A 19,529-nucleotide genomic window follows, 5' to 3' on the forward strand; every position below is an offset into this window, starting at 1 on the left:
CATGCCGAAGACTCCACCCACCACCACGCCCGACCACGCGGCCACGGCGGCAGCGGCGAACGGACCCGCCGACGGCAGCGACCTGCCGGAGATGCCGAAGCCGCGGGTGAGGGAGTTCGCCGCCAACAGCATCGGCGGCGGCCTGGCCCTGCTGCTCGGCCTGATCGGGCTGCTCGCGGGCGCGGGGCTGGTCGTCCTGGGCGCCGGGGCCGGGAGCGACGGCTCGACCGGGGCCGCGGTCGGTCTGATCATCCTCGGGGTGCTGGTCTTCCTCGGCTCGATCTTCGCCATGGCGGGGCTCAACATGGTCGCGCCGGGCGAAGCCCGCGTCGTCCAGCTCTTCGGCCGCTACACCGGCACCATCCGCACCGACGGCCTGCGCTGGGTCAACCCGCTCACCACGCGGCAGAAGGTCTCCACCCGGGTCCGCAACCACGAGACGGCCGTCCTCAAGGTCAACGACGCCTACGGCAACCCGGTCGAGCTGGCCGCGGTCGTCGTCTGGAAGGTCGAGGACACCGCGCAGGCGGTCTTCGAGGTGGACGACTTCCTGGAGTTCGTCTCCACCCAGACCGAGGCCGCCGTCCGGCACATCGCCATCGAGTACCCGTACGACGCCTACGACGAGGAGGCGCTCTCGCTCCGGGGAAACGCCGAGGAGATCACCGAGAAGCTGGCGGTTGAGCTCTCCGCCCGCGTCCAGGCCGCGGGGGTCCGGATCATCGAGTCCCGCTTCACGCACCTCGCCTACGCCCCGGAGATCGCCTCGGCCATGCTCCAGCGGCAGCAGGCGGGCGCGGTCGTGGCGGCCCGGCGGCAGATCGTGGACGGCGCGGTCGGCATGGTCGAGGCGGCGCTCAACCGGATCAGCGAGCAGGGCATCGTCGAACTGGACGACGAACGGCGCGCGGCCATGGTCAGCAATCTGATGGTGGTCCTCTGCGGTGACCGCTCCCCGCAGCCGGTCCTCAACACGGGCGGCCTGTACCAGTGACCCCGGACCGGGACGAGACCGCCGACCGGGCCGAACCCGATCCGCAGCCCCCTCCCGGGCCCGGCCCCGCCGAACCCACCACTCCCCCCGGGCCGGCCACCGGCCCGGGGCGGGGCACCGCTCCCCGGACGGACACCGCCCCGGGGGAGGACACCGACCCGGAGCCGGAGCCGGACACCGCCTCCGCCTCCGCCAACACAGGGCGATCGAGCCCTGCCCCCGAGGCCGTCGCCCCAGAGGCCGCCCCCGCGGCGGCCACGGCACCCGCTCAGCGACGGCCGCGGCAGCAGCGCAAACAGGTGCTGCTGCGGCTCGACCCGGCCGTCCACGACGCCCTCGCCGCCTGGGCCGCCGCCGAACTGCGCTCCACCAACGCCCAGATCGAGTTCCTCCTCCGCCGCGCCCTCTCGGACGCCGGCCGCCTCCCGAAAACGGTCCGCCCGATCCCGAAACGGGGCCGGCCGCCGAAGTCCGGCCAGGAGGACGTCGGCCCGGAACAGATTCCGGACGCCGGACCGGGGTGACGGGAGGAGCGCCTCAGCCGGTGCCTCCCTCAGCTTCCGCGCAACCGGCCGATGGTGCCGCAGTCCTCTCGGCCGTGGTGACGCCGCCTGGCCGGGCCGTCGGGATGGTGACGCGGTACGGAAGGGCTGCGCCGTCCACGAGACTGTGGAGTGCCGCGACCACCTGCGCCCCCATGACGAGGGGCGCCCCGGGCTCGTGCATGACCCGGACCATCGCGTAGAGCACGTCAGCGAACGGATGCACCCCCAGCGCCCGGGCCACGTCCCCCGCCTCGGACTTCTCGCCGCTCCGGCACAGTCCGTCGTAGTCGCGGAGCATGGACTTGCAGCGGACGTAGGCATGGGCCCTGCCCCGCTTCAGCACCTCCCGGTCCAGCCCGAACGTGCGGATCGTCTCGGCGCCCTTCTCCGTGCGCGGGCGGTACTCGCCGGTCGGCAGGATCAGCCGGAGATGATCGGCCGGGTCCTCGCGGCAGGGGTCCACCAGCAGACAGGAACCGTCGGGCCCGCACGGATAACGGTCGCGTTTCTCATTGCTGTTGCAGTGCGAGCAGGCGAGGAGATGGTTGAGCCAGTCGAAGGCACGCAGCGGGGCACGAGCGAGCGGTTCGAAGTGGTCGATGGCTGTCCCTTCGCTGTCACCGCAGTACATGCACCGGGTGATCCCGGGAGCGACGGTTTCCAGCAGTTCCAGCAGCGAGCTGCGCACGGCGCGGGCCCGGCGCCACTCCTGCCGCGCCTCGGCGGCTCCGGCCACCCGTTCCCTCAGCGCGGCGGCGCGGCGCGACAAGCGGTCGCGTAACTCCTGCTCCAGAGGAGGCCGGCGGAGCGGGATCATCCGCAGCGCCTCGCGAGCCGGGCCGACACCTCGTCCACGCGGGCGGCGGCCGAGCTGGTCAGGATCTCGCTGAGCTGCTGGTACTCCTCCACCTGATCGGGCGTCGCCTCCCCGGAGAGAACCAGCCCCTCCAAGTCGCCAACTCTGCGGCGCAGTTCCTCGGCCCGGTCCGAGTAAGGGCTGTCCAGCCCGAACAGATCGGAGAGCACCGCGTCGTCACCGCTGCCGTACACGACCCTGCGGTAGAGGTCCTCGTCCACGGTGTGCGGCGGCTCCTGCTCGTCCGGGCCCGCCAGCCGGATGAGACCGCCGGGGTCGGCCGACTGGCAGATGTACGGGCTGTGGGTGGTGACGATGAACTGGATCCGGGGGAAGTGCGCCGTGAGCCAGCCGCCGATCCGCTTCTGCCAGCTCACATGGAGATGCGCGTCCACCTCGTCGATGAGGACGACCCCCGGGAGCGTGACGGCCGGGACATCGCCGGAGGTGTCCAGCGGCAGTTCGCCGTAGCAGAGCTGGAGGTGCCGCAGCAGGTCCACCACGACAGCGGTGACCGTGCGGTATCCGTCGCTCATCTCGCGGAGCGGGAACTCACGGCCGCCCCGGCGCACCCACAGCCCTTCGGAATCCACCCGCACGACGCGGTAGTCGTCGGGCAGCAGACCGTCTCCGAGCAAGGCGAAGACCGCATCGATCAACTCCTGTGCCCCCGAACGGCCTTCGAGCCGTCTGAGGTGCTGCTGGATCAGCCAGGCGACGCTCTCCCCCAGCGCTGCGCCCTCCTGGAAGAGAGTGGCCACGCGCTGGGCGGACACAGCGGATGCGGGCACTTCGACCGTGCCGCCCGTGAGACGCCGGTGCGGTCCGTAGCCGGCACAGAAGTCATGTGGGACCGAGGACGGTGTGATCGGGGTGTGCACCTCATAGGACCAGCTCAGAGCGGGTTCGCCCGTCGACTGCCCGGCCCCGATGCGACAAGTCGTGTGGAACCCCTCGGCCACCATGTCCACCGCGATCAGGGGGTCACTCCGCGATGACGACGCCGACCAAGCCTCCGGACCGCCTGTCAAGGACCCGTGCTTCTCGTTGAGAAACGCCATCGCCAGGGCGCGCAGCAGCGTGGTCTTGCCGGAGCCGTTGCGGCCCGCGAGCACGGTCCAGCCTGCGTGGCTTCCGTCCGGGCGCACCAAGCCCAGATCGACCCGGCGTTGGCCGTGGAACCCGCGGACACCGTCAACTCGCAGCCTGGACACGTACATCGCGGCCTCCCGCCTCACCGACCGGACCAGGTTAGGCCCTGGGCGGGCGAAGTCCGCGTCCACGGGAGAGCGTTCGGGAGCATGTCCGCGCGGTGGCGTCACGGTCATGTGGTCAGCCCTCCGCCGCACGGCCGGCGTCCATGTCGTTCTCTTCGACGGTCAGGAGATCGTCGGGGCTGAGCAGGACCGGTCCGCCGTGCTCGGCTTCGCCGGATTCGCTGCCGCCGGGACGGCCGAGGGGATCCGCCCGCTCGGCCGGTCGCCCGGGGATCGCCGAGCGAGTCCCCCTGGTGACCAGTTCGGCCAGTTCCGTCACCACGTCCGGGCGGGCCCGGCCGAGTTCGACCAGCGGGCGGCCGGTGATGACCGGCCATTGGTCGACGCCGAGCGACGGCAGTGTCAGCCCGGCCCCGTCGAGGGCTTCGGCGAGCGCCTGCGCCGCGTCCTCCGCCTCCTCCCAGGGGTCCGGACGCCACTTCGGGACCAGTCCGTCTCCGCCTCGGCGCCCCTGGCTGTCCGCGCCCGTCATCTCCATGTGCCGTCGCCCGTCCCTGCGTTGCTTCACCGGCCGCACTCCCTTCGAGTGAGCCGTGACGTTCCGTGCTCCCATCGTCGCGGTGCGCGGCTAGCGTGACCAGGGCTGATGGTTGACGGCCCGGGCCGTCAAGAGGGGAGGACCTTCACCGATGTCCGCTGCCGACGAACTCGACCCGACCTCGTCCGTCCTGGCCTTCTTCGCCTCGGAGCTGCGGCGTGTCCGCCTAGAGGCAGGGGTCCCCCAGAAGGAACTGGCCAGGCGGGCTTATATCACCCCGTCGCTGCTGTGCAAGATCGAGTCGGCCTGCCGGGTGCCGTCACAGGACCTGGCGGAGCAGTTCGACCAAGTGCTGGGCACGGAAGGACACTTCGTGCGGCTCTGGCCGCTGGTCATCAAGCACGCGTATCCGTCGTGGTTCCGGCCGTATGTGGAACTGGAGCGTGCCGCCACAGTCATCCGCTCGTTCCAGGTCCAGTTCGTGCACGGACTCCTGCAGACGGAGGACTATGCGAGGGCCGTGCTGGCTGCGGGTCGCCCGGACTGCGTTGAGGATCTACTCACCGCACGGCTTGAGCGGCAGCGTGTTCTCAACCGCGAGACACCACCTCAGCTGTGGCTCATCCTCGATGAGACCGTGCTGCGCCGGGTGATCGGCAGTCCAGCCGTGATGCACGCGCAGTTGAGCAGGCTTTTGGAGGCAGCTGAGCGGCCACGGAACGTCATCCAGGTCGTGCCGTACGCTGCGGGCGCACACGCGGGTTTCGGGCCGTTCACCGTACTTTCCTTCGCTGAAGGCGCAGATGTCGTACACGAGGACGGCTTCTCCCGCGGCCAACTTCTGGCCGATCCGGGGGACGTCAACGCGGCCGTGCGCTCCTATGATCTGCTCAGGGCCGTCGCCCTGTCGCCCAGCGCGTCCGTAGAGCTGATCACCGCTGCCATGAAGGAACTGAGCCCATGACGACGACCGTTCCACGGGACCTCTCCAGCCTGACGTGGCGCAAGAGCAGCCACAGCAGCGGCAACGGCGGTGAGTGCCTCGAAGTCGCCGACGGCTTCCCAGACACCGTCCCAGTCCGTGACAGCAAGGACCCGCAAGGCCCCGCCCTAACTTTCCCGGCCACCGCTTGGACCGCCTTTGTCACCGGCATCAGGACGGGCCGCCTCTTCTGAAGGGCCAACTCTCATGGCTGAGACGACAGGTGCCCCCGACGCGGCATGGCGCAAGAGCAGCTACAGCAGCGGCAACGGCGGCGCCTGCGTCGAAGTGGCGGACGGAGCCACGAACACCGTCCCCGTCCGCGACAGCAAGAACCCGCACGGCCCCACCCTCGCCTTCGAGGCCGCCGCCTGGGCCGCCTTCGTCACCGGCGTGAAGACCGGCCGCCTCTCCTGACGCGGCGGCCGGTCAACCCGCCGACCGTTCCGCTCAGCCCTCCTGCCGGGGCGGCTCCGCTTCCCGGACCCGGTTCGGGTCCTCCACGCCGCCGGTGCGGGCCTCGGTGCGACGGCCCCGGGCGAGATAGTCCCGGACGATCAGCTCCACCGCGTCCTGCGGGTTCTTCGTGCCCGACAGCAGCATCACCTCGATCACGAGATCCGCGTCGAGCGTTACCGTCACCTTCGCCATGGTGGGCCCTCCCCTTCCGACCGGAGCACAGCATCCCCCGGTCCGGCGCTTTCGGCCAGCGCCGAGCCGGCCTCCGGCTGATCACACTTTCGGGTGAGGCGTCCCCGCCCTGGGGCAACTGCCGGACTCGGCAACCAGAATGGTGGCCCCTGGGCCCTCGGATCAGAGCAGGAGCCTTCTTGTCCGATCGCGCGCCTGCGGCCGAACCCGGAAGCCACAACCGTACGGCCCTGCTGGACGAGGCGGAATGGATCTCCCAGCGGCTGCCCGGGTGCCGCGTCGAGATCCTTGACGGCGAGATCACCGTGACGCCTCTGGCGGGCGCGGCGCACGCCGAAGCACTGACCGATGTCACTGTTCAGCTCATCCATCTGCGCGATCGGCGGACGCGTGTGGTGCAGCGGGTCGGCCTGTGGCTCCCCGGCGGGCCGTCCGACTTCGCGGTGCCCGATCTGTCCGTCATCGACGGCGACTACACCAACCACCTGGTCGCGTACAACTGCTACGCCCCGGCCGCCTTCCGGCTGGTCCTTGAAGTCACCGCGCACAACTACGGCAACGAGCGCCGGAAGACTGCCGCGTACGCGGCCGCCGGTATTCCCGTGTACGTACTCGCCGACCGCGCGGAGCGCCAGGTACACGTGCTCACCGACCCTTGCGAAGGGCGGTACCGGAAGCGCGCGACGTACCGGCCCGGCGAGTCGTTCGCGCTCCCCGAAGCCGTCGGCGAGCCCGTTCGCCTCTCCGCCGACAGCGCGCTCGGCCCTCGTGAGACGCCCGGTCCGGCGGGCCCCCGATAACCCCAACCCAGCGACCGGGCACCGGCGTTGACCCCGCTGAGCTGCGAGAACGGCGTCGCCCACCACATCTATACATCCCGTGTATACACCTGGTGTACAGTGCTCCGCATGTCCATTGGTCACACTCTGCTCGGGCTGCTGGAGTCCGGGCCGCGCCACGGTTACGACCTCAAGCGCGCCTTCGACGAACGCTTCGGCCACGACCGGCCGCTGCACTACGGCCAGGTCTACTCGACCATGTCCCGCCTGCTGAAGAACGGCCTCGTGGAGGTCGACGGCATCGAGCCCGGCGGCGGGCCCGAGCGGAAGCGGTACGCCATCACCGACGCCGGGATCACCGACGTCGGCACGTGGCTCGCCTCGCCCGAGAAGCCGGAGCCGTATCTCCAGTCGACCCTCTACACCAAGGTCGTCCTCGCGCTGCTGACCCACCGCGACGCCACCGAACTCCTCGACCGGCAGCGGTCGGAGCATCTGCGGCTGATGCGCGAGCTGACCCGGCGCAAGACGAGCGGCGACCTCGCCGACCAGCTCATCTGCGACCACGCCCTCTTCCATCTCGAAGCCGATCTGCGCTGGCTGGAACTGACCGCCGCCCGGCTCGACGCGCTCGCCTCGGAGGTCCGCGCATGAACCCCGGAACCACCCCCACACCCGCGCAGGGCACCGCGCCAGATGAGGCCGACGCCCTGCTGGCCGCGGAGGATCTGCACAAGACCTACGGCACCACCCCCGCCCTCGACGGGGCCTCCTTCGCCATCCGGCCCGGAGAGATCGTCGCCGTCATGGGCCCCTCCGGCTCCGGCAAGTCGACGCTGCTCCACTGCCTCGCCGGGATCATCACGCCGGACTCCGGCCAGGTCCTCTACCGGGGCCGGAACATGTCGGCCATGCCGGACGCCGAGCGGAGCGCGCTGCGGCGCGGGGAGTTCGGGTTCGTGTTCCAGTTCGGGCAGCTCGTGCCGGAGCTGACCTGCGTCGAGAACGTCGCCCTGCCGCTCCGCCTGCACGGCACGGGACGCAAGGAGGCCGAGTCCCGCGCCGCCGCCTGGATGGACCGGCTGGAGGTGAGCGACGTCCGGGACAAGCGGCCCGGCGAGGTCTCCGGCGGCCAGGGGCAGCGCGTGGCCGTGGCCCGCGCGCTGGTGAGCGGGCCGCGCGTGCTCTTCGCCGACGAGCCGACCGGCGCCCTGGACTCCCTCAACGGCGAGCGCGTCATGCAGCTCCTCACCGAGGCCGCCCGCTCCACCAACGCCGCCGTCGTCCTCGTCACCCACGAGGCGCGGGTGGCCGCCTACTCCGACCGCGAGGTCGTCGTACGGGACGGCGTCGCCCGGGACATGGCGGGTGCGGTATGAGCACCGACACGGAGATACGCAGGAAGCCGGACGCCGCCCAGCCGCCGCCCGGTACCGACTCCCGTTCGACCCCGTCCCGCTGGGCTGCGGACCTCCTCATGGGCGCCCGTTTCGCGTTCACCGGCGGGCGCGAGGGCTGGATCCGCGCGGTGCTCACCGCCGTCGGCGTCGGCCTCGGTGCCGCGCTGCTCCTCGCGGCGGCCTCCGTTCCGGAGATCATGGCCAACCGGGACGCGCGCGGCGCCGAACGTTCCGCCTCCAGCTTCGGCGAGGAGGTGGCGCCCGGACCGGGCACCATCGAGGTCGGCCAGGCCAACACCGAATACCGTGGTGAGGACATCAACGGCCTGCTGGTGCGGCCCGACGGGGACGAGCCGCCGGTGCCGCCCGGCCTCTCGGAACTCCCCGGCCCCGGCGAGATGGCGGTCTCCCCGGCTCTCCGGAAGCTGCTGGAGTCCCCCGACGGGGAGTTGCTGCGGGAACGCCTGGACCACCGGATCACCGCCACCGTCGGCCGGGAGGGACTGCTCGGCCCGAGCGACCTGGTCTACTACGCGGGCGCCACCGAGGAGGACTTCGCCACCGGGCACACGTACCGCCTGGACTCCTTCGGCTACGAGGCGGAGAGCGAGCCCCTGCCCGCCGAGCTGCTGCTGCTGGTCATCATTATCTGCGTGGTGCTGCTGCTCCCCGTGATGACCTTCATCGGGACGGCGGTGCGCTTCGGTGGCGAGCGGCGCGACCGGCGGCTGGCCGCCCTGCGGCTGGTCGGCGCGGACGGCCGGATGGTCCGGCGGATCGCCGCCGGTGAGGCCATGGCGGGCGCGTTGCTGGGGCTCGCCGTCGGGGCCGTGCTGTTCCTGCTGGTGCGGACGTCGATCGAGTCGGTGGTGCTGTTCGACGTCAGCACCTTCGCCTCCGACCTCCGGCCGTCGCCACTGCTGGCCGCCCTCATCGTGCTGGCCGTGCCGGCGTCCGCGGTGGTCGTCACCCTGCTGGTGCTGCGCGGGGTCGTCATCGAACCGCTCGGTGTGGTGCGCAGCGCCGTCCCGCGCCGCCGCCGGCTGTGGTGGCGGCTGCTGCTGCCCGGTCTGGGCCTCGCCCTGTTGCTGCCGATGGTGGGCGGCTGGACCGAGGACGGCCCGGGGAGCGGTGACTGGGAGACGTACCAGGTCGCCGCGGGCACGGTGCTCGTGCTCACCGGGGTCGCCGGGCTGCTGCCGTGGCTGGTCGAGTCGGTGGTGCACCGGATGTCCGGCGGGCCCGTCCCCTGGCAGCTCGCGGTCCGCAGGCTCCAGCTCAGCAGCGGCACCGCGGCCCGTGCGGTCAGCGGGATCACCGTGGCCGTGGCCGGTGCCATCGCGATCCAGATGCTGTTCGCCAGTGCCGAGGCACAGAACACGAAGGAGACGGGCCACGACCTCAGCCGGGCCCAGATGTGGGTCTCCGTCAGCGAGGGCGAGGGCGGCCTGGCCCGGGAGCTGACCGGGCGGTTCCGCGCCACCGAGGGCGTCACCGGAGTGATCAGCTACTCCCAGAGCCATGTCACCGAGCCCAAGGCCGAGGTCCGGGAATCGCCGCGGTACACACAGATCACCGTCGCCGGCTGCGCCACGCTCCGCGAGCTGATCACGATCGACGGGCGCTGTGAGGACGGCGACACGTTCGTCACCCCGGCCGGCGACGAGTTCGAGCAGTTCGCCCGGCCCGGCACCACGCTCGACCTCCGCACGGACGAGAACGGTGAACCGACCGACGACCCGCTGCTGTGGACGGTGCCCGAGACGGCCAGGGAGGCCGGCTACCGCGTGGACCCGCAAGGCGGGCGGCAGCCCGGCGTCTTCGCCACCCCGTCCGCCCTGGATGTGAACAAGCTGCAGGAGCCGCAGGTCATGGCCGATCTGCGGCTGGACCCGCGCGTTCCGGACGCGGCCGAGCACGTCCGCACCACCATGGCCGAGGTGGCCCCGCTGGGCGAGGTGTACACCCTGCGCAGCACGGTGCAGGGCGAACGGTTCACCGCCATCAGCCGCGCGCTGTTCGCCGGAGCGACCGCCACGCTGCTGCTCATCGGCGCGAGCATGATCGTCTCCACCCTGGAGCAGCTCCGGGAGCGCCGCAGGCTGCTCTCCGTCCTCGTGGCCTTCGGCACCCGGCGCCGGACGCTCGCCTGGTCGGTGCTGTGGCAGACGGCGGTGCCGGTGGCGCTCGGACTGGCGCTCGCCGCCGCCGGCGGGGTCGGGCTGGGGGCCATTCTGCTGAAGATGGTCAACACCCCGGTGTCCGTGGACTGGTCGAGCCTGGGCCTGATGACGGGGGTCGGCGCCGGCCTGGTGCTGCTGGTGACCCTGCTGAGCCTGCCGCCGCTGTGGCGGATGATGCGGCCGGACGGGCTCCGCACGGAGTAGCGCCGAGTAGCGCCCCCCGCACACCGGTGTGGGGACCCGGCGCCGTCCGGTATGCCGTCCGCAGGGGGACGGTATGCCGGACGGTGCCGCGTTCCGTCGCGGCACCGCTGGGCCCGCCGAGCGGTGGCCGGCGCGGAGGGCCGCGGGCCCCGTGCCGAAGCAAGCGAGGCGGGTTACGCCCGCCCAGGCGGCGGCGCCTGCGCCGGCAGGATCCGTACCGGCAGCTCCGTCAATGCCTCGCGCAGCGCGTCCGCGAACGCCTCGAACTCCTCCTGCCGGGCCGCCCCGGTGCGCAGGGCGAGGGCGATCCGGCGGGACGGGGCCGGGTCCGCGAAGGAGCCGGCCGCCAGCCGTGTGGAGCGCCCGGTCTCCACGCACAGCGCGGTGCGCGGCAGCAGGGTGACGCCGAGTCCGCCGGCGACGAGCTGGACCAGGGTGGAGAGCCCGGCCGCGCTGGTGGTGGCCCGCGCGCCGTCCCGGCGGCCCGCTTCCCGGCAGACGTCCAGCGCCTGGTCGCGCAGGCAGTGCCCCTCGTCGAGCAGCAGGAGGTCGAGGTCGCGCAGCGCCTGCCGGGGGATGCCGGAGCGGTCGGCGAGCGGGTGCCCGCTCGGGGTGACGAGCACGAAGTCCTCGTCGAACAGCGGGAGTTCGGTCACCCCGGAGGCGCCGAGGGGCACCGCGAGCAGCAGCAGGTCCAGCCGGCCCCGGCCGAGGCCGTGCAGCAGGGAGGCGGTCTGCTCCTCGTGGACCTGGAGGTCCAGGTCCGGGTAGCGGTCGCGGACCAGCCTCAGCACCGTGGGCAGCAGGTAGGGCGCCACGGTGGGGATCACGCCGAGGCGCAGGGTGCCGGTGAACGGGGCCCGCGCGGCCTCGGCCTCCTCCAGCAGTTCGCCGACGCCTTCCAGGACGGTGCGGGCGCGGGCGGCCAGCCGGGCGCCGGCGGGTGTCAGCAGCACCTTGCGTGTCGTACGCTCCAGAAGCCGCACCCCGAGCACCTCCTCCAGCGCGGACACGGCGCCGGAGAGGGCGGGTTGGCTCATTCCGATGTCAGCGGCCGCGTCGCGGAAGTGCAGATGCTCGGCCACGGCGGCAAAGGCCCGCAGCTGCGCGAGAGTTGGCTGACGTGCGCCGTTGCGCCCCGGCCCGCGTACGGCGTGCACCGATCACCCTCCTCCTGTCAATAGGTGGATCCTATCAATATGCCGGCGCGTGTCGATTTCTTTGATCAATAGCGGCTATGAAAAGGTGAGGCACGTCCAACCCACAGGAAAGCACCCAAAAGGCGCTTTCCGCCTTCGCAAGGAGATCGCGTGCTCACCGTCGGTGACCAGTTCCCCACCTACGACCTGACAGCCTGTGTCGACCTCGACGCGGACAAGGCCTTCGCGCAGATCAACCACAAGTCCTACGAGGGCAAGTGGCGCGTCGTCTTCTTCTGGCCAAAGGACTTCACCTTCGTCTGTCCCACCGAGATCGCCGCGTTCGGCAAGCTGAACGACGAGTTCGCCGACCGCGACACGCAGATCCTGGGCGTCTCCGGCGACTCCGAGTTCGTGCACCACGCCTGGCGCAAGGACCACGCCGACCTGCGTGACCTGCCCTTCCCGATGCTCGCCGACGCCAAGCACGAGCTGATGCGCGACTGCGGCGTCGAGGGCGAGGACGGCTACGCGCAGCGCGCCGTCTTCATCGTGGACCCCAACAACGAGATCCAGTTCACCATGGTGACCGCCGGCTCCGTCGGCCGTAACCCCAAGGAGGTCCTGCGGGTGCTCGACGCCCTGCAGACCGACGAGCTCTGCCCGTGCAACTGGAAGCAGGGCGACGAGACCCTGGACCCGGTCAAGCTCCTCTCGGGTGAGTGATCCGGCATGGCACTGGACGCACTGAAGTCCGCCCTCCCGGACTACGCCAAGGACCTGAAGCTGAACCTCGGCTCGGTCATCGGTAACTCCGACCTCCCGCAGCAGCAGCTCTGGGGCACCGTGCTCGCCTGCGCGATCGCCTCGCGCTCCCCGATCGTGCTCCGCGAGCTGGAGCCGGAGGCCCGGTCGTACCTCAAGCCCGAGGCGTACACCGCCGCCAAGGCGGCCGCCGCCGTCATGGCGATGAACAACGTCTACTACCGCACCCGGCACCTGCTGTCGGACCCGGAGTACGGCACGATGCGCGCGGGCCTGCGGATGAACGTCATCGGCAACCCGGGCGTGGAGAAGACCGACTTCGAGCTCTGGTCGCTCGCCGTCTCCGCGATCAACGGCTGCGGCGCCTGCCTCGACTCGCACGAGCAGGTCGTGCGCAAGGGCGGCGTGGACCGGGAGACGGTCCAGGAGGCGTTCAAGATCGCCTCGGTCATTCAGGCCGTCGCCGCGACCCTGGACGCCGAAGAGGTCCTGGCCGCGCTCTGATCCGGCCCGCGCGACGCGCGGCGAGTCCGACGGAGGGCGCCCCACCGTTCCCCGGTGGGGCGCCCTCCGTGCGTGCGTCCGCGGCAGCGGGGGCCCGTACAGCCGGGCCCAGACGGGCCGTTCGCACCGTCCCGCTATTCAGCGGGCCTCTCCGGCGTCCGGGGCCCCTCGTCCTCCGGAGGCGTCCCCCCGGCCCCGGGGGCCCGCGCCGGCATCGTGCCCGCCGGCACCGCGGCGACGCCGGCGCCCAGCGACGCCTGGGTGGCGGCCCGCCGTTCCGCGTGCCGGTAGAGGTAGCCGACGACCGTGTTGGTGACGGCCACCAGCGGCACCGCCACCACCGCGCCGCCGATGCCCGCGATCAGCCCGCCCGCCGTGACGGCGAGCACCACGGCCAGCGGATGCACCCGGACCGCGCGGCCCAGGATGAACGGCTGCAGCACATGGCCCTCGATCTGCTGCACCGCCAGCACCACCAGCAGCACCATGAACGCGGTGAACACCCCGTTGGTGACGATGGCGATGACCACCGCGAGCGCGCCGGAGACCACCGCGCCCACCAGCGGGACGAACGCGCTGAGGAAGATGATGACGGCCAGCGGCACCGCCATCGGCACATCGAGGAAGTAGATCCCGAGACCGATGAAGATGGCGTCGATCATGGCCACCAGCACCGTGCCCCGCACATACGCGGTGAGGGTCAGCCAGGCGCGCGGCCCGGCGCCCGCCACCCCGTCGCGCGCCGGAGCCGGTACCAGCTTCAGCAGCCACTCCCAGATCCTGCGGCCGTCGTAGAGCAGGAAGAGCGTGGAGAACATGGCGAGCAGCAGCCCGGAGATCACCTCGATGACGACGGTGACGCCCTCCAGACCGGCGGAGGTGATGGCCTCGGTGTTGGTGCCGACCGCGTCGCTGAGGTTCTCGGCGATGTCGTTGATCTGCGCTTCGGTCACATGGAAGGGGCTGTTGAGCAGCCACTCCTTCAACTCCTGGATACCGCTCTGGAGCTGGCCGGAGAGATTGTCGATGTTCTCCATGACCTGCCAGACCACGAACCAGCCCACCAGGCCCATGACGACGAAGCCGGTGATGAAGGTGACGGCCGTGGCCAGACCGCGTGGCAGGCCCCGTTTGCGGAGCCGGGCGACCGTCGGCTGGAGCAGCGCGGTGATCAGCAGGGCGACGACGAAGGAGAGCACCACCAGCCGCACGGTGCTGATGACCCGCATCAGTACCCAGAGCGTCCCGGCCAGCACCAGCAGCCGCCAGCCGACCTCGGCCGCCACCCGCATGCTCCAGGGCACGGCGGCCGCCGGCACGCGGTGTGCGGCGACGGCGGGCGCGTACGGGGGCGGGGGTGGCACCAGCAGGCTCTGCCCGACAGGGTTCTCGCCCCGCTCCGCCCCCGTCGTTCCGGCTGCCTCGAGGGCGGGGGCGCCGTGCGCGGCGGCCTCGGCCTCCCCGGCCGCGGCGGCGCGTTCCTCGGCGCGGGCCCGGCGTTCCTTCATCCGGGCGGCGATCTTCGTCAGCCCGGAACCCGCGTCCCCGAGCCAGTCAGACAGTCTCGACATGTCACTCCCACTTCCCCCAGTCCCCCGAGGCAGTCGGAATGACGTTACACGCGTGCGGCCCCCGGCCCGTAGTGACGGGGGCCGGGGGCCGCACGCGTGAGGTGGACGGGATACCCGCCCGTGAGGACTCCCTCTAGTACCAGTTGTTGGCCTGCCAGAACTCCCAGGCGCCGCACGGGCTGCCGTAGCGGTCGTTCATGTAGCCGAGGCCCCACTTGATCTGGGTGGCCGGGTTGGTCTGCCAGTCGGCTCCGGCGGAGGCCATCTTGCCGGCCGGCAGGGCCTGGACGAGACCGTAGGCGCCCGAGGAGGGGTTGGTGGCCCGGTAGTTCCAGCTGCTCTCGTGGTCCACGATGTTGCTGAAGCACTGGAACTGGTCGCCCGGGACCATCTGCCGCGCCATGGCCTGGACCTCGGCGACGGTGTACGAGCTCTTGACCCCGAAGTCGGACGCGTCGGCGCGGGCCTCGGAACGGGCGGCCTTGTTCTCGGCCTCCTCGCGCTCCTGGGCGAGCTTCTCCGCCTTCTCCGCGGCCGCCTTCTCCGCTTCGGCCTTCTTGGCCGCCGCGTCCTTCGCCGCCTGCTTGCGTGCGGCTTCCTCAGCGGACTTCTGCGCCTCCGTCTCGGCAGCGAGGGACTGGGCGTCCGCCTGCTGGGTCAGGGAAGCGGTCTGCGCCTGGGCGTGATTCCCGGCGGGTATGTCTGCGAGGAGCGTCGCGTCGGCAGCGGTGGCCTCGACCGGTTCGGTCGAAGTCTGAGTGCCGCCCGAAGCCACACCGACGACAGCGCCGACGGTGGTGACCGCGGTGGCGGACGCCACGGCGAATCCCCGGACCGAAATCCGGCTCACACGGTTTCCTTCCAGCACCGCCCGCTTAGGTGACCTCGCGGGCGCAATCGTGCCCCTGGCACTGGCCTCCATTGTCCGGCTCCCCAAGTGCGGGAGCCGGCTGGTCACGGGAGGCGCGGACCCGGTGCGTCCTCCCCGGGGGGAGTTCCGCGTGGTGCTCGGGCGGCGTACGGCGGCGCTCTTCAGTTCTGGCGGTGCGCACCGGGGCGGTGTGCTCCGCTTCCCGGTCCCGGCCCGAAGGCGTTCCCGGGGGATGGTGCTCGTGGTGCCGTACGCGGGGCCTGACAGAACCCACACCCTGCCGGACGGCGACGTGTTGAGGCAATTCCCCGTTGCGTGGGAAAGCTCACATCGTGTTTGCGCTCTCTTTTTATCGGAAAAGGAGGTGCGCCACGACGCCGCGGCGCTAAGCTCCTTGGCTCTTCGCGCGGCGTCGTGACGCATAGGGCGCAAGCGCCCTGAACTGCCCTCAGATGTGCGGTTCTTCGAGCATTTCGGTCACCAGGGCGGCAATCGGCGATCGTTCCGACCGGTTGAGGGTGATATGGGCGAAGAGCGGGTGGCCCTTCAGCTTCTCGACGACAGCGACCACACCGTCGTACCGGCCGACCCGCAGATTGTCCCGCTGGGCCACGTCATGGGTCAGCACCACCCGGGAGTTGGCGCCGATCCGGGACAGCACGGTCAGCAGGACGTTGCGCTCCAGCGACTGCGCCTCGTCGACGATCACGAAGGCGTCGTGCAGCGAACGTCCGCGGATGTGCGTCAGCGGCAGCACCTCCAGCATGCCGCGCTCCACCACCTCCTCGATCACATCGGCGGAGGTCACCGCGGAGAGGGTGTCGAAGACGGCCTGCGCCCAGGGCCCCATCTTCTCGGCCTCGGTGCCGGGCAGATAGCCCAACTCCTGCCCGCCCACCGCGTACAGCGGCCGGAAGACCATCACCTTGCGGTGCTGCCGGCGCTCCAGGACGGCCTCCAGCCCCGCGCAGAGCGCCAGCGCCGACTTGCCCGTACCGGCCCGGCCGCCCATCGAGACGATGCCGACCTCCTGGTCCAGCAGGATGTCGAGCGCGATGCGCTGCTCGGCGCTGCGGCCGTGGATGCCGAAGGCTTCCCGGTCGCCGCGGACCAGCCGGACCCGCCCGTCCGCGGTGACCCGGCCGAGCGCCTTGCCGCGCTCGGACTGGAGCACCAGACCGGTGTGGACGGGCAGTTTCTCCGCTTCGGCCACATACGCGCTCTCGGCGGCGAAGAGTTCGTCCACCTCCTCCGGGGCCACGGCCAGCTCCGCCATGCCGGTCCAGCCGGAGTCGGTGATGGCGAGTTCGGCGCGGTACTCCTCGGCCAGCAGGCCGACCGAGGACGCCTTGATCCGCAGCGGCAGGTCCTTGGAGACGACCGTGACGTCGTACCCCTCGGCCTGGAGATTCCTGGCCACCGCCAGGATGCGGGTGTCGTTGGATCCGAGTCCGCCGCCCGGGGCGAGGAAGGACGGCGGGAGTACGGAGAGGTCGGAGTGGTTCAACTCGACCCGCAGGGTTCCGCCCAGCTCTCCGATCGGGATGGGCGCGTCCAGACGGCCGTGGCGGATCCGGTACTCGTCCAGCAGGCGCAGGGCCTGCCGGGCGAAGTAACCGAGCTCCGGATGGTGCCGCTTGGCTTCGAGTTCCGACACCACGACCACGGGCAGCACGACTTCGTGCTCCTCGAAACGGCTCATGGCGGACGGGTCGGCCAGCAGGACGCTGGTGTCGATGACATAGGTGCGCCGGTCGTTCGGGCGGCGCTTCGTGCTGGTCACCACGGGTGGACGAACCCCCTCGGATGAGGTCGGGGTGCGACGGCGTCGCGGGGGACTGGGCCGGTGCCGGCCGCGCTGCACGGGCCGGGGACCGGCCCTCCGCGGCTCCCGTCCGTGGAAAGCCCGGCCGGAGCCGGTCGTTCCGCGCGGTCGTCCGTGTGCAAAGGGCCTCCCGGGCGGACAGCCTCCGAGCCGCCCGCTGCGTTCGACACCCGTGGACCGGGCGTCGATCTGGTGGTGATATTCCCTCCAAGGAGCGACGCCATGCCCCGATGCGCGTGTCGCCGGAGCGAACACCTCCTCCCCGTACCGGGAGAGTTGGTGCCGAGTACCGGGAGAGTTGGTGCCGAGTACCGGGAGAGTTGGTGCCGATCGTGTGGAGCCGGTGGTGCGGACGTGGAGATTCCGGTCGGCCCCGGGGCGGATGGAGGGGACGGGGCGGAGGGTGCTACCCGGCGGCGAACGGCCGCTGCGGCAGCGGGTGTTCTGACCGGCGGCACGGAGGGCGGCACCGGTGCGCCGGCACCGGTGCCGCCCTCCGCCTTCCGGCCGGGAAGCGGCGGGGCGTCAGCCGCCGTACCGCCGGTGGCGTGCCGCGTAGTCGCGCAGCGCACGCAGGAAGTCCACCTTGCGGAACGCGGGCCAGAAGACCTCGCAGAAGTAGTACTCCGAGTGGGCGCTCTGCCAGAGCATGAAGCCGGAGAGCCGCTGCTCGCCGCTGGTGCGGATCACCAGGTCGGGGTCGGGCTGGCCGCGGGTGTAGAGGTGCTGGGAGATGTGCTCGATGTCGAGCTTCTCCGCCAGCTCCGGGAGGGAGGTGCCCCGCTCGGCCTCCGCGGTGAGGAGGGAGCGCACGGCGTCGGTGATCTCCTGACGGCCGCCGTAGCCGACGGCGACGTTGACGAGTATCCCCTCGATGTGGGCGGTGGCCTCCTCGGCCTCCTTGATCACGGTCTGCGTGCGGTCCGGCAGCAGGTCCATCGTGCCCACGTGGTGCACCCGCCAGCGGCCGTCGGCGGCAAGGTCGCGCACCGCGTCCTCGATGATGCCGAGCAGCGGGACGAGCTCCTTCTCCGGGCGGTCGAAGTTGTCCGTGGAGAGCAGCCAGAGCGTGACCACCTCGACATCCGTCTCGGTGCACCAGCCCAGCAGTTCCCGGATCTTCCCGGCGCCGGCGCGGTGCCCCTGCTCGGCGGTGCCGCCGGAGGCGCGGGCCCAGCGCCGGTTGCCGTCCAGGATCACGCCGATGTGCTTGGGACCCCGGGCGGTGTCGAGCCGCCGTTCGACCCTGCGCGCGTAGAGCCCGTACACGAGTTCACGCACTGCCGCGTAGGGTCCGCGGCGCCGCCGCTCGGTCTCGCTCTGCCCCCCGGCATTACGCAGCATCGCCTTCTTCAGCCCCTCCGAGCAGTGCCAGCACCGAAACCAGCACATTACTGTGCCCACGGCCGAGCGGGCCAACCGTGTCCCGCGACAGCCGTGATAGGGAGGAGGACGTGACGCACTCCCTCCCCGGTTCCCCCCACCGCGCCGCCGACGGACGCTACGACGCCATGTCCTACCGGCGGACCGGCCGCAGCGGTCTCAAGCTCCCCGCGATCTCCCTCGGACTCTGGCACAACTTCGGCGACGACCGGAGCCTCGCCTCCCAGCAGGCGATCCTGCGCCGGGCCTTCGACCTCGGGATCACCCACTTCGACCTGGCCAACAACTACGGCCCGCCGGCCGGCGCCGCCGAGACCAACTTCGGCAGGCTCCTCGCCCGGGACTTCCGTCCGTACCGCGACGAACTGGTGCTCTCCACCAAGGCCGGCTACCTCATGCACCCCGGCCCGTACGGCGAGTGGGGCTCACGGAAGTACCTGCTCTCCTCGCTGGACGCCTCGCTGCGCCGGATGGGTGTCGACTACGTCGACATCTTCTACTCGCACCGCTTCGACGCCTCCACCCCGCTGGAGGAGACGATGGGCGCCCTCGCCACCGCCGTACGGCAGGGCAAGGCGCTGTACGCCGGTGTCTCCTCGTACACCGCGGAGCAGACGAGGGAGGCCGCGCGCCTGCTGCGCTCCATGGGCGTCCCGGCGCTGATCCACCAGCCGTCCTACTCCATGATCAACCGCTGGACGGAGGACGACCGGCTGCTGGACACCCTGGAGGCGGAGGGCATGGGCTGCATCTCCTTCGCGCCGCTCGCACAGGGGATGCTCACCGACAAGTACCTCGACGGCATCCCGGAGGACTCGCGCGCCGCCCAGGGCAAGTCCCTCGACCCGGGCCTGCTCACGGACGACGTCGTGCGGCGGCTGCGCGGGCTGGACGCCATCGCGCGGCGGCGCGGCCAGTCGCTGGCCCAGCTCGCCCTGACCTGGGTGCTGCGCGACGAGCGGATGACGTCCGCGCTGATCGGGGCGTCGAGCGTGCGGCAGCTGGAGGCCAATGTGGCGGCGCTGGACGGGCCGGAGCTCACCGGGGAGGAGCTGGCGGAGATCGACACCTTCGCCGTGACCACGCCGGGGGTCAACATCTGGGCGCTGCGGAGCTGAGGGG

The 19,529-nt window shown here is 71.4% G+C and carries 21 protein-coding genes; 12 read left to right on the forward strand and 9 right to left on the reverse strand.

From position 1 onward, the window contains the following. The first annotated feature begins 1 nt into the window (after position 1). Together LIX60_RS10890 and LIX60_RS10895 are read left to right on the forward strand one after the other, a co-directional pair. Entirely contained in the window at positions 2 to 994 is a 993-nt protein-coding gene (locus LIX60_RS10890; protein WP_374117839.1) for an SPFH domain-containing protein, read from the forward strand. A gap of 299 nt (positions 995 to 1,293) precedes the next feature. Then, a complete protein-coding gene (locus LIX60_RS10895) occupies positions 1,294 to 1,518 on the forward strand; it encodes a hypothetical protein (protein ID WP_227962710.1) in 225 nt (74 codons plus the stop codon). Between the two features lie 13 nt (positions 1,519 to 1,531). Here the strand turns inward: LIX60_RS10895 and LIX60_RS10900 are convergent, their stop codons facing one another. The 3 genes from LIX60_RS10900 to LIX60_RS10910 form a co-directional block, all read right to left on the reverse strand. Further along, a complete protein-coding gene (locus tag LIX60_RS10900) occupies positions 1,532 to 2,356 on the reverse strand; it encodes an HNH endonuclease (protein ID WP_227958257.1) in 825 nt (274 codons plus the stop codon). Next, positions 2,353 to 3,615, reverse strand: coding sequence for an AAA family ATPase (locus LIX60_RS10905; RefSeq protein WP_227958258.1), 1,263 nt, complete (start codon positions 3,613 to 3,615; stop codon positions 2,353 to 2,355). The genes LIX60_RS10900 and LIX60_RS10905 overlap by 4 nt, the downstream gene beginning before the upstream one ends. Before the next feature lie 112 nt (positions 3,616 to 3,727). Further along, positions 3,728 to 4,180 (reverse strand): hypothetical protein, encoded by a 453-nt coding sequence (locus tag LIX60_RS10910; protein ID WP_227958259.1) that lies wholly within the window; start codon positions 4,178 to 4,180, stop codon positions 3,728 to 3,730. Positions 4,181 to 4,301: 121 nt separating this feature from the next. Between LIX60_RS10910 and LIX60_RS10915 the strand changes: the two genes are divergently transcribed. From LIX60_RS10915 to LIX60_RS10925, 3 genes are read left to right on the forward strand one after another with little or no spacing between them, the layout of a single operon-like run. Then, complete coding sequence (locus tag LIX60_RS10915; protein WP_227958260.1) at positions 4,302 to 5,114, forward strand: helix-turn-helix transcriptional regulator; 813 nt, start codon at positions 4,302 to 4,304, stop codon at positions 5,112 to 5,114. Next, positions 5,111 to 5,326: a DUF397 domain-containing protein gene (locus LIX60_RS10920; RefSeq protein ID WP_227958261.1), complete on the forward strand. Its 216-nt coding sequence runs from the start codon at positions 5,111 to 5,113 to the stop codon at positions 5,324 to 5,326. Before LIX60_RS10915 ends, LIX60_RS10920 begins: the two co-directional genes overlap by 4 nt. 13 nt (positions 5,327 to 5,339) lie before the next feature. After that, positions 5,340 to 5,549, forward strand: coding sequence for a DUF397 domain-containing protein (locus tag LIX60_RS10925; RefSeq protein ID WP_227958262.1), 210 nt, complete (start codon positions 5,340 to 5,342; stop codon positions 5,547 to 5,549). Between the two features lie 33 nt (positions 5,550 to 5,582). On the opposite strand, the gene LIX60_RS10930 is transcribed toward LIX60_RS10925, so the two are convergent. Further along, positions 5,583 to 5,783 carry a hypothetical protein gene (locus tag LIX60_RS10930; protein WP_030544906.1) on the reverse strand — a complete coding sequence of 67 codons (201 nt, stop codon included), beginning with the start codon at positions 5,781 to 5,783 and terminating at the stop codon, positions 5,583 to 5,585. A gap of 179 nt (positions 5,784 to 5,962) precedes the next feature. Between LIX60_RS10930 and LIX60_RS10935 the strand changes: the two genes are divergently transcribed. From LIX60_RS10935 to LIX60_RS10950, 4 genes are all read left to right on the forward strand, one after another. After that, positions 5,963 to 6,583: a Uma2 family endonuclease gene (locus LIX60_RS10935; protein WP_227958263.1), complete on the forward strand. Its 621-nt coding sequence runs from the start codon at positions 5,963 to 5,965 to the stop codon at positions 6,581 to 6,583. Positions 6,584 to 6,691: 108 nt separating this feature from the next. Next, positions 6,692 to 7,216, forward strand: coding sequence for a PadR family transcriptional regulator (locus tag LIX60_RS10940; RefSeq protein WP_227958264.1), 525 nt, complete (start codon positions 6,692 to 6,694; stop codon positions 7,214 to 7,216). Beyond that, positions 7,213 to 7,941: an ABC transporter ATP-binding protein gene (locus LIX60_RS10945; RefSeq protein ID WP_227958265.1), complete on the forward strand. Its 729-nt coding sequence runs from the start codon at positions 7,213 to 7,215 to the stop codon at positions 7,939 to 7,941. Before LIX60_RS10940 ends, LIX60_RS10945 begins: the two co-directional genes overlap by 4 nt. Further along, complete coding sequence (locus tag LIX60_RS10950; protein ID WP_227958266.1) at positions 7,938 to 10,349, forward strand: FtsX-like permease family protein; 2,412 nt, start codon at positions 7,938 to 7,940, stop codon at positions 10,347 to 10,349. The genes LIX60_RS10945 and LIX60_RS10950 overlap by 4 nt, the downstream gene beginning before the upstream one ends. A gap of 173 nt (positions 10,350 to 10,522) precedes the next feature. Here LIX60_RS10950 and LIX60_RS10955 read toward each other — a convergent pair whose 3' ends face one another. Beyond that, positions 10,523 to 11,509, reverse strand: coding sequence for a hydrogen peroxide-inducible genes activator (locus LIX60_RS10955; protein ID WP_227958267.1), 987 nt, complete (start codon positions 11,507 to 11,509; stop codon positions 10,523 to 10,525). A 150-nt stretch (positions 11,510 to 11,659) separates the two neighbouring features. On the opposite strand from LIX60_RS10955, the gene LIX60_RS10960 reads away from it, so the two are divergent. Both LIX60_RS10960 and LIX60_RS10965 read left to right on the forward strand, forming a co-directional pair. Then, the gene (locus tag LIX60_RS10960; RefSeq protein WP_227958268.1) at positions 11,660 to 12,214 is read left to right on the forward strand and encodes a peroxiredoxin; all 555 of its coding nucleotides are present in this window, start codon (positions 11,660 to 11,662) and stop codon (positions 12,212 to 12,214) included. Between the two features lie 6 nt (positions 12,215 to 12,220). Beyond that, positions 12,221 to 12,757 (forward strand): alkyl hydroperoxide reductase, encoded by a 537-nt coding sequence (locus LIX60_RS10965; protein ID WP_227958269.1) that lies wholly within the window; start codon positions 12,221 to 12,223, stop codon positions 12,755 to 12,757. 134 nt (positions 12,758 to 12,891) lie between these two features. On the opposite strand, the gene LIX60_RS10970 is transcribed toward LIX60_RS10965, so the two are convergent. The 4 genes from LIX60_RS10970 to LIX60_RS10985 all read right to left on the reverse strand — a co-directional run bounded on the left by LIX60_RS10970 (position 12,892) and on the right by LIX60_RS10985 (position 18,305). Next, the gene (locus tag LIX60_RS10970) at positions 12,892 to 14,328 is read right to left on the reverse strand and encodes an AI-2E family transporter (protein WP_227958270.1); all 1,437 of its coding nucleotides are present in this window, start codon (positions 14,326 to 14,328) and stop codon (positions 12,892 to 12,894) included. A gap of 133 nt (positions 14,329 to 14,461) precedes the next feature. After that, positions 14,462 to 15,178 carry a transglycosylase SLT domain-containing protein gene (locus LIX60_RS10975; protein WP_227958271.1) on the reverse strand — a complete coding sequence of 239 codons (717 nt, stop codon included), beginning with the start codon at positions 15,176 to 15,178 and terminating at the stop codon, positions 14,462 to 14,464. A gap of 469 nt (positions 15,179 to 15,647) precedes the next feature. Further along, a complete protein-coding gene (locus tag LIX60_RS10980) occupies positions 15,648 to 16,985 on the reverse strand; it encodes a PhoH family protein (protein ID WP_019710291.1) in 1,338 nt (445 codons plus the stop codon). A 564-nt stretch (positions 16,986 to 17,549) separates the two neighbouring features. Next, positions 17,550 to 18,305, reverse strand: a complete 756-nt coding sequence (locus tag LIX60_RS10985; RefSeq protein ID WP_019710293.1) for an isoprenyl transferase — start codon at positions 18,303 to 18,305, stop codon at positions 17,550 to 17,552. 173 nt (positions 18,306 to 18,478) lie between these two features. Here LIX60_RS10985 and mgrA point away from each other — a divergent pair, with 173 nt between their 5' ends. Next, the gene (gene mgrA / locus LIX60_RS10990; protein WP_227958272.1) at positions 18,479 to 19,525 is read left to right on the forward strand and encodes an L-glyceraldehyde 3-phosphate reductase; all 1,047 of its coding nucleotides are present in this window, start codon (positions 18,479 to 18,481) and stop codon (positions 19,523 to 19,525) included. Positions 19,526 to 19,529: the final 4 nt, after the last annotated feature.

It is taken from the genome of Streptomyces sp. S07_1.15 (assembly GCF_020739505.1).
Classification (GTDB): domain Bacteria; phylum Actinomycetota; class Actinomycetes; order Streptomycetales; family Streptomycetaceae; genus Streptomyces; species Streptomyces xinghaiensis.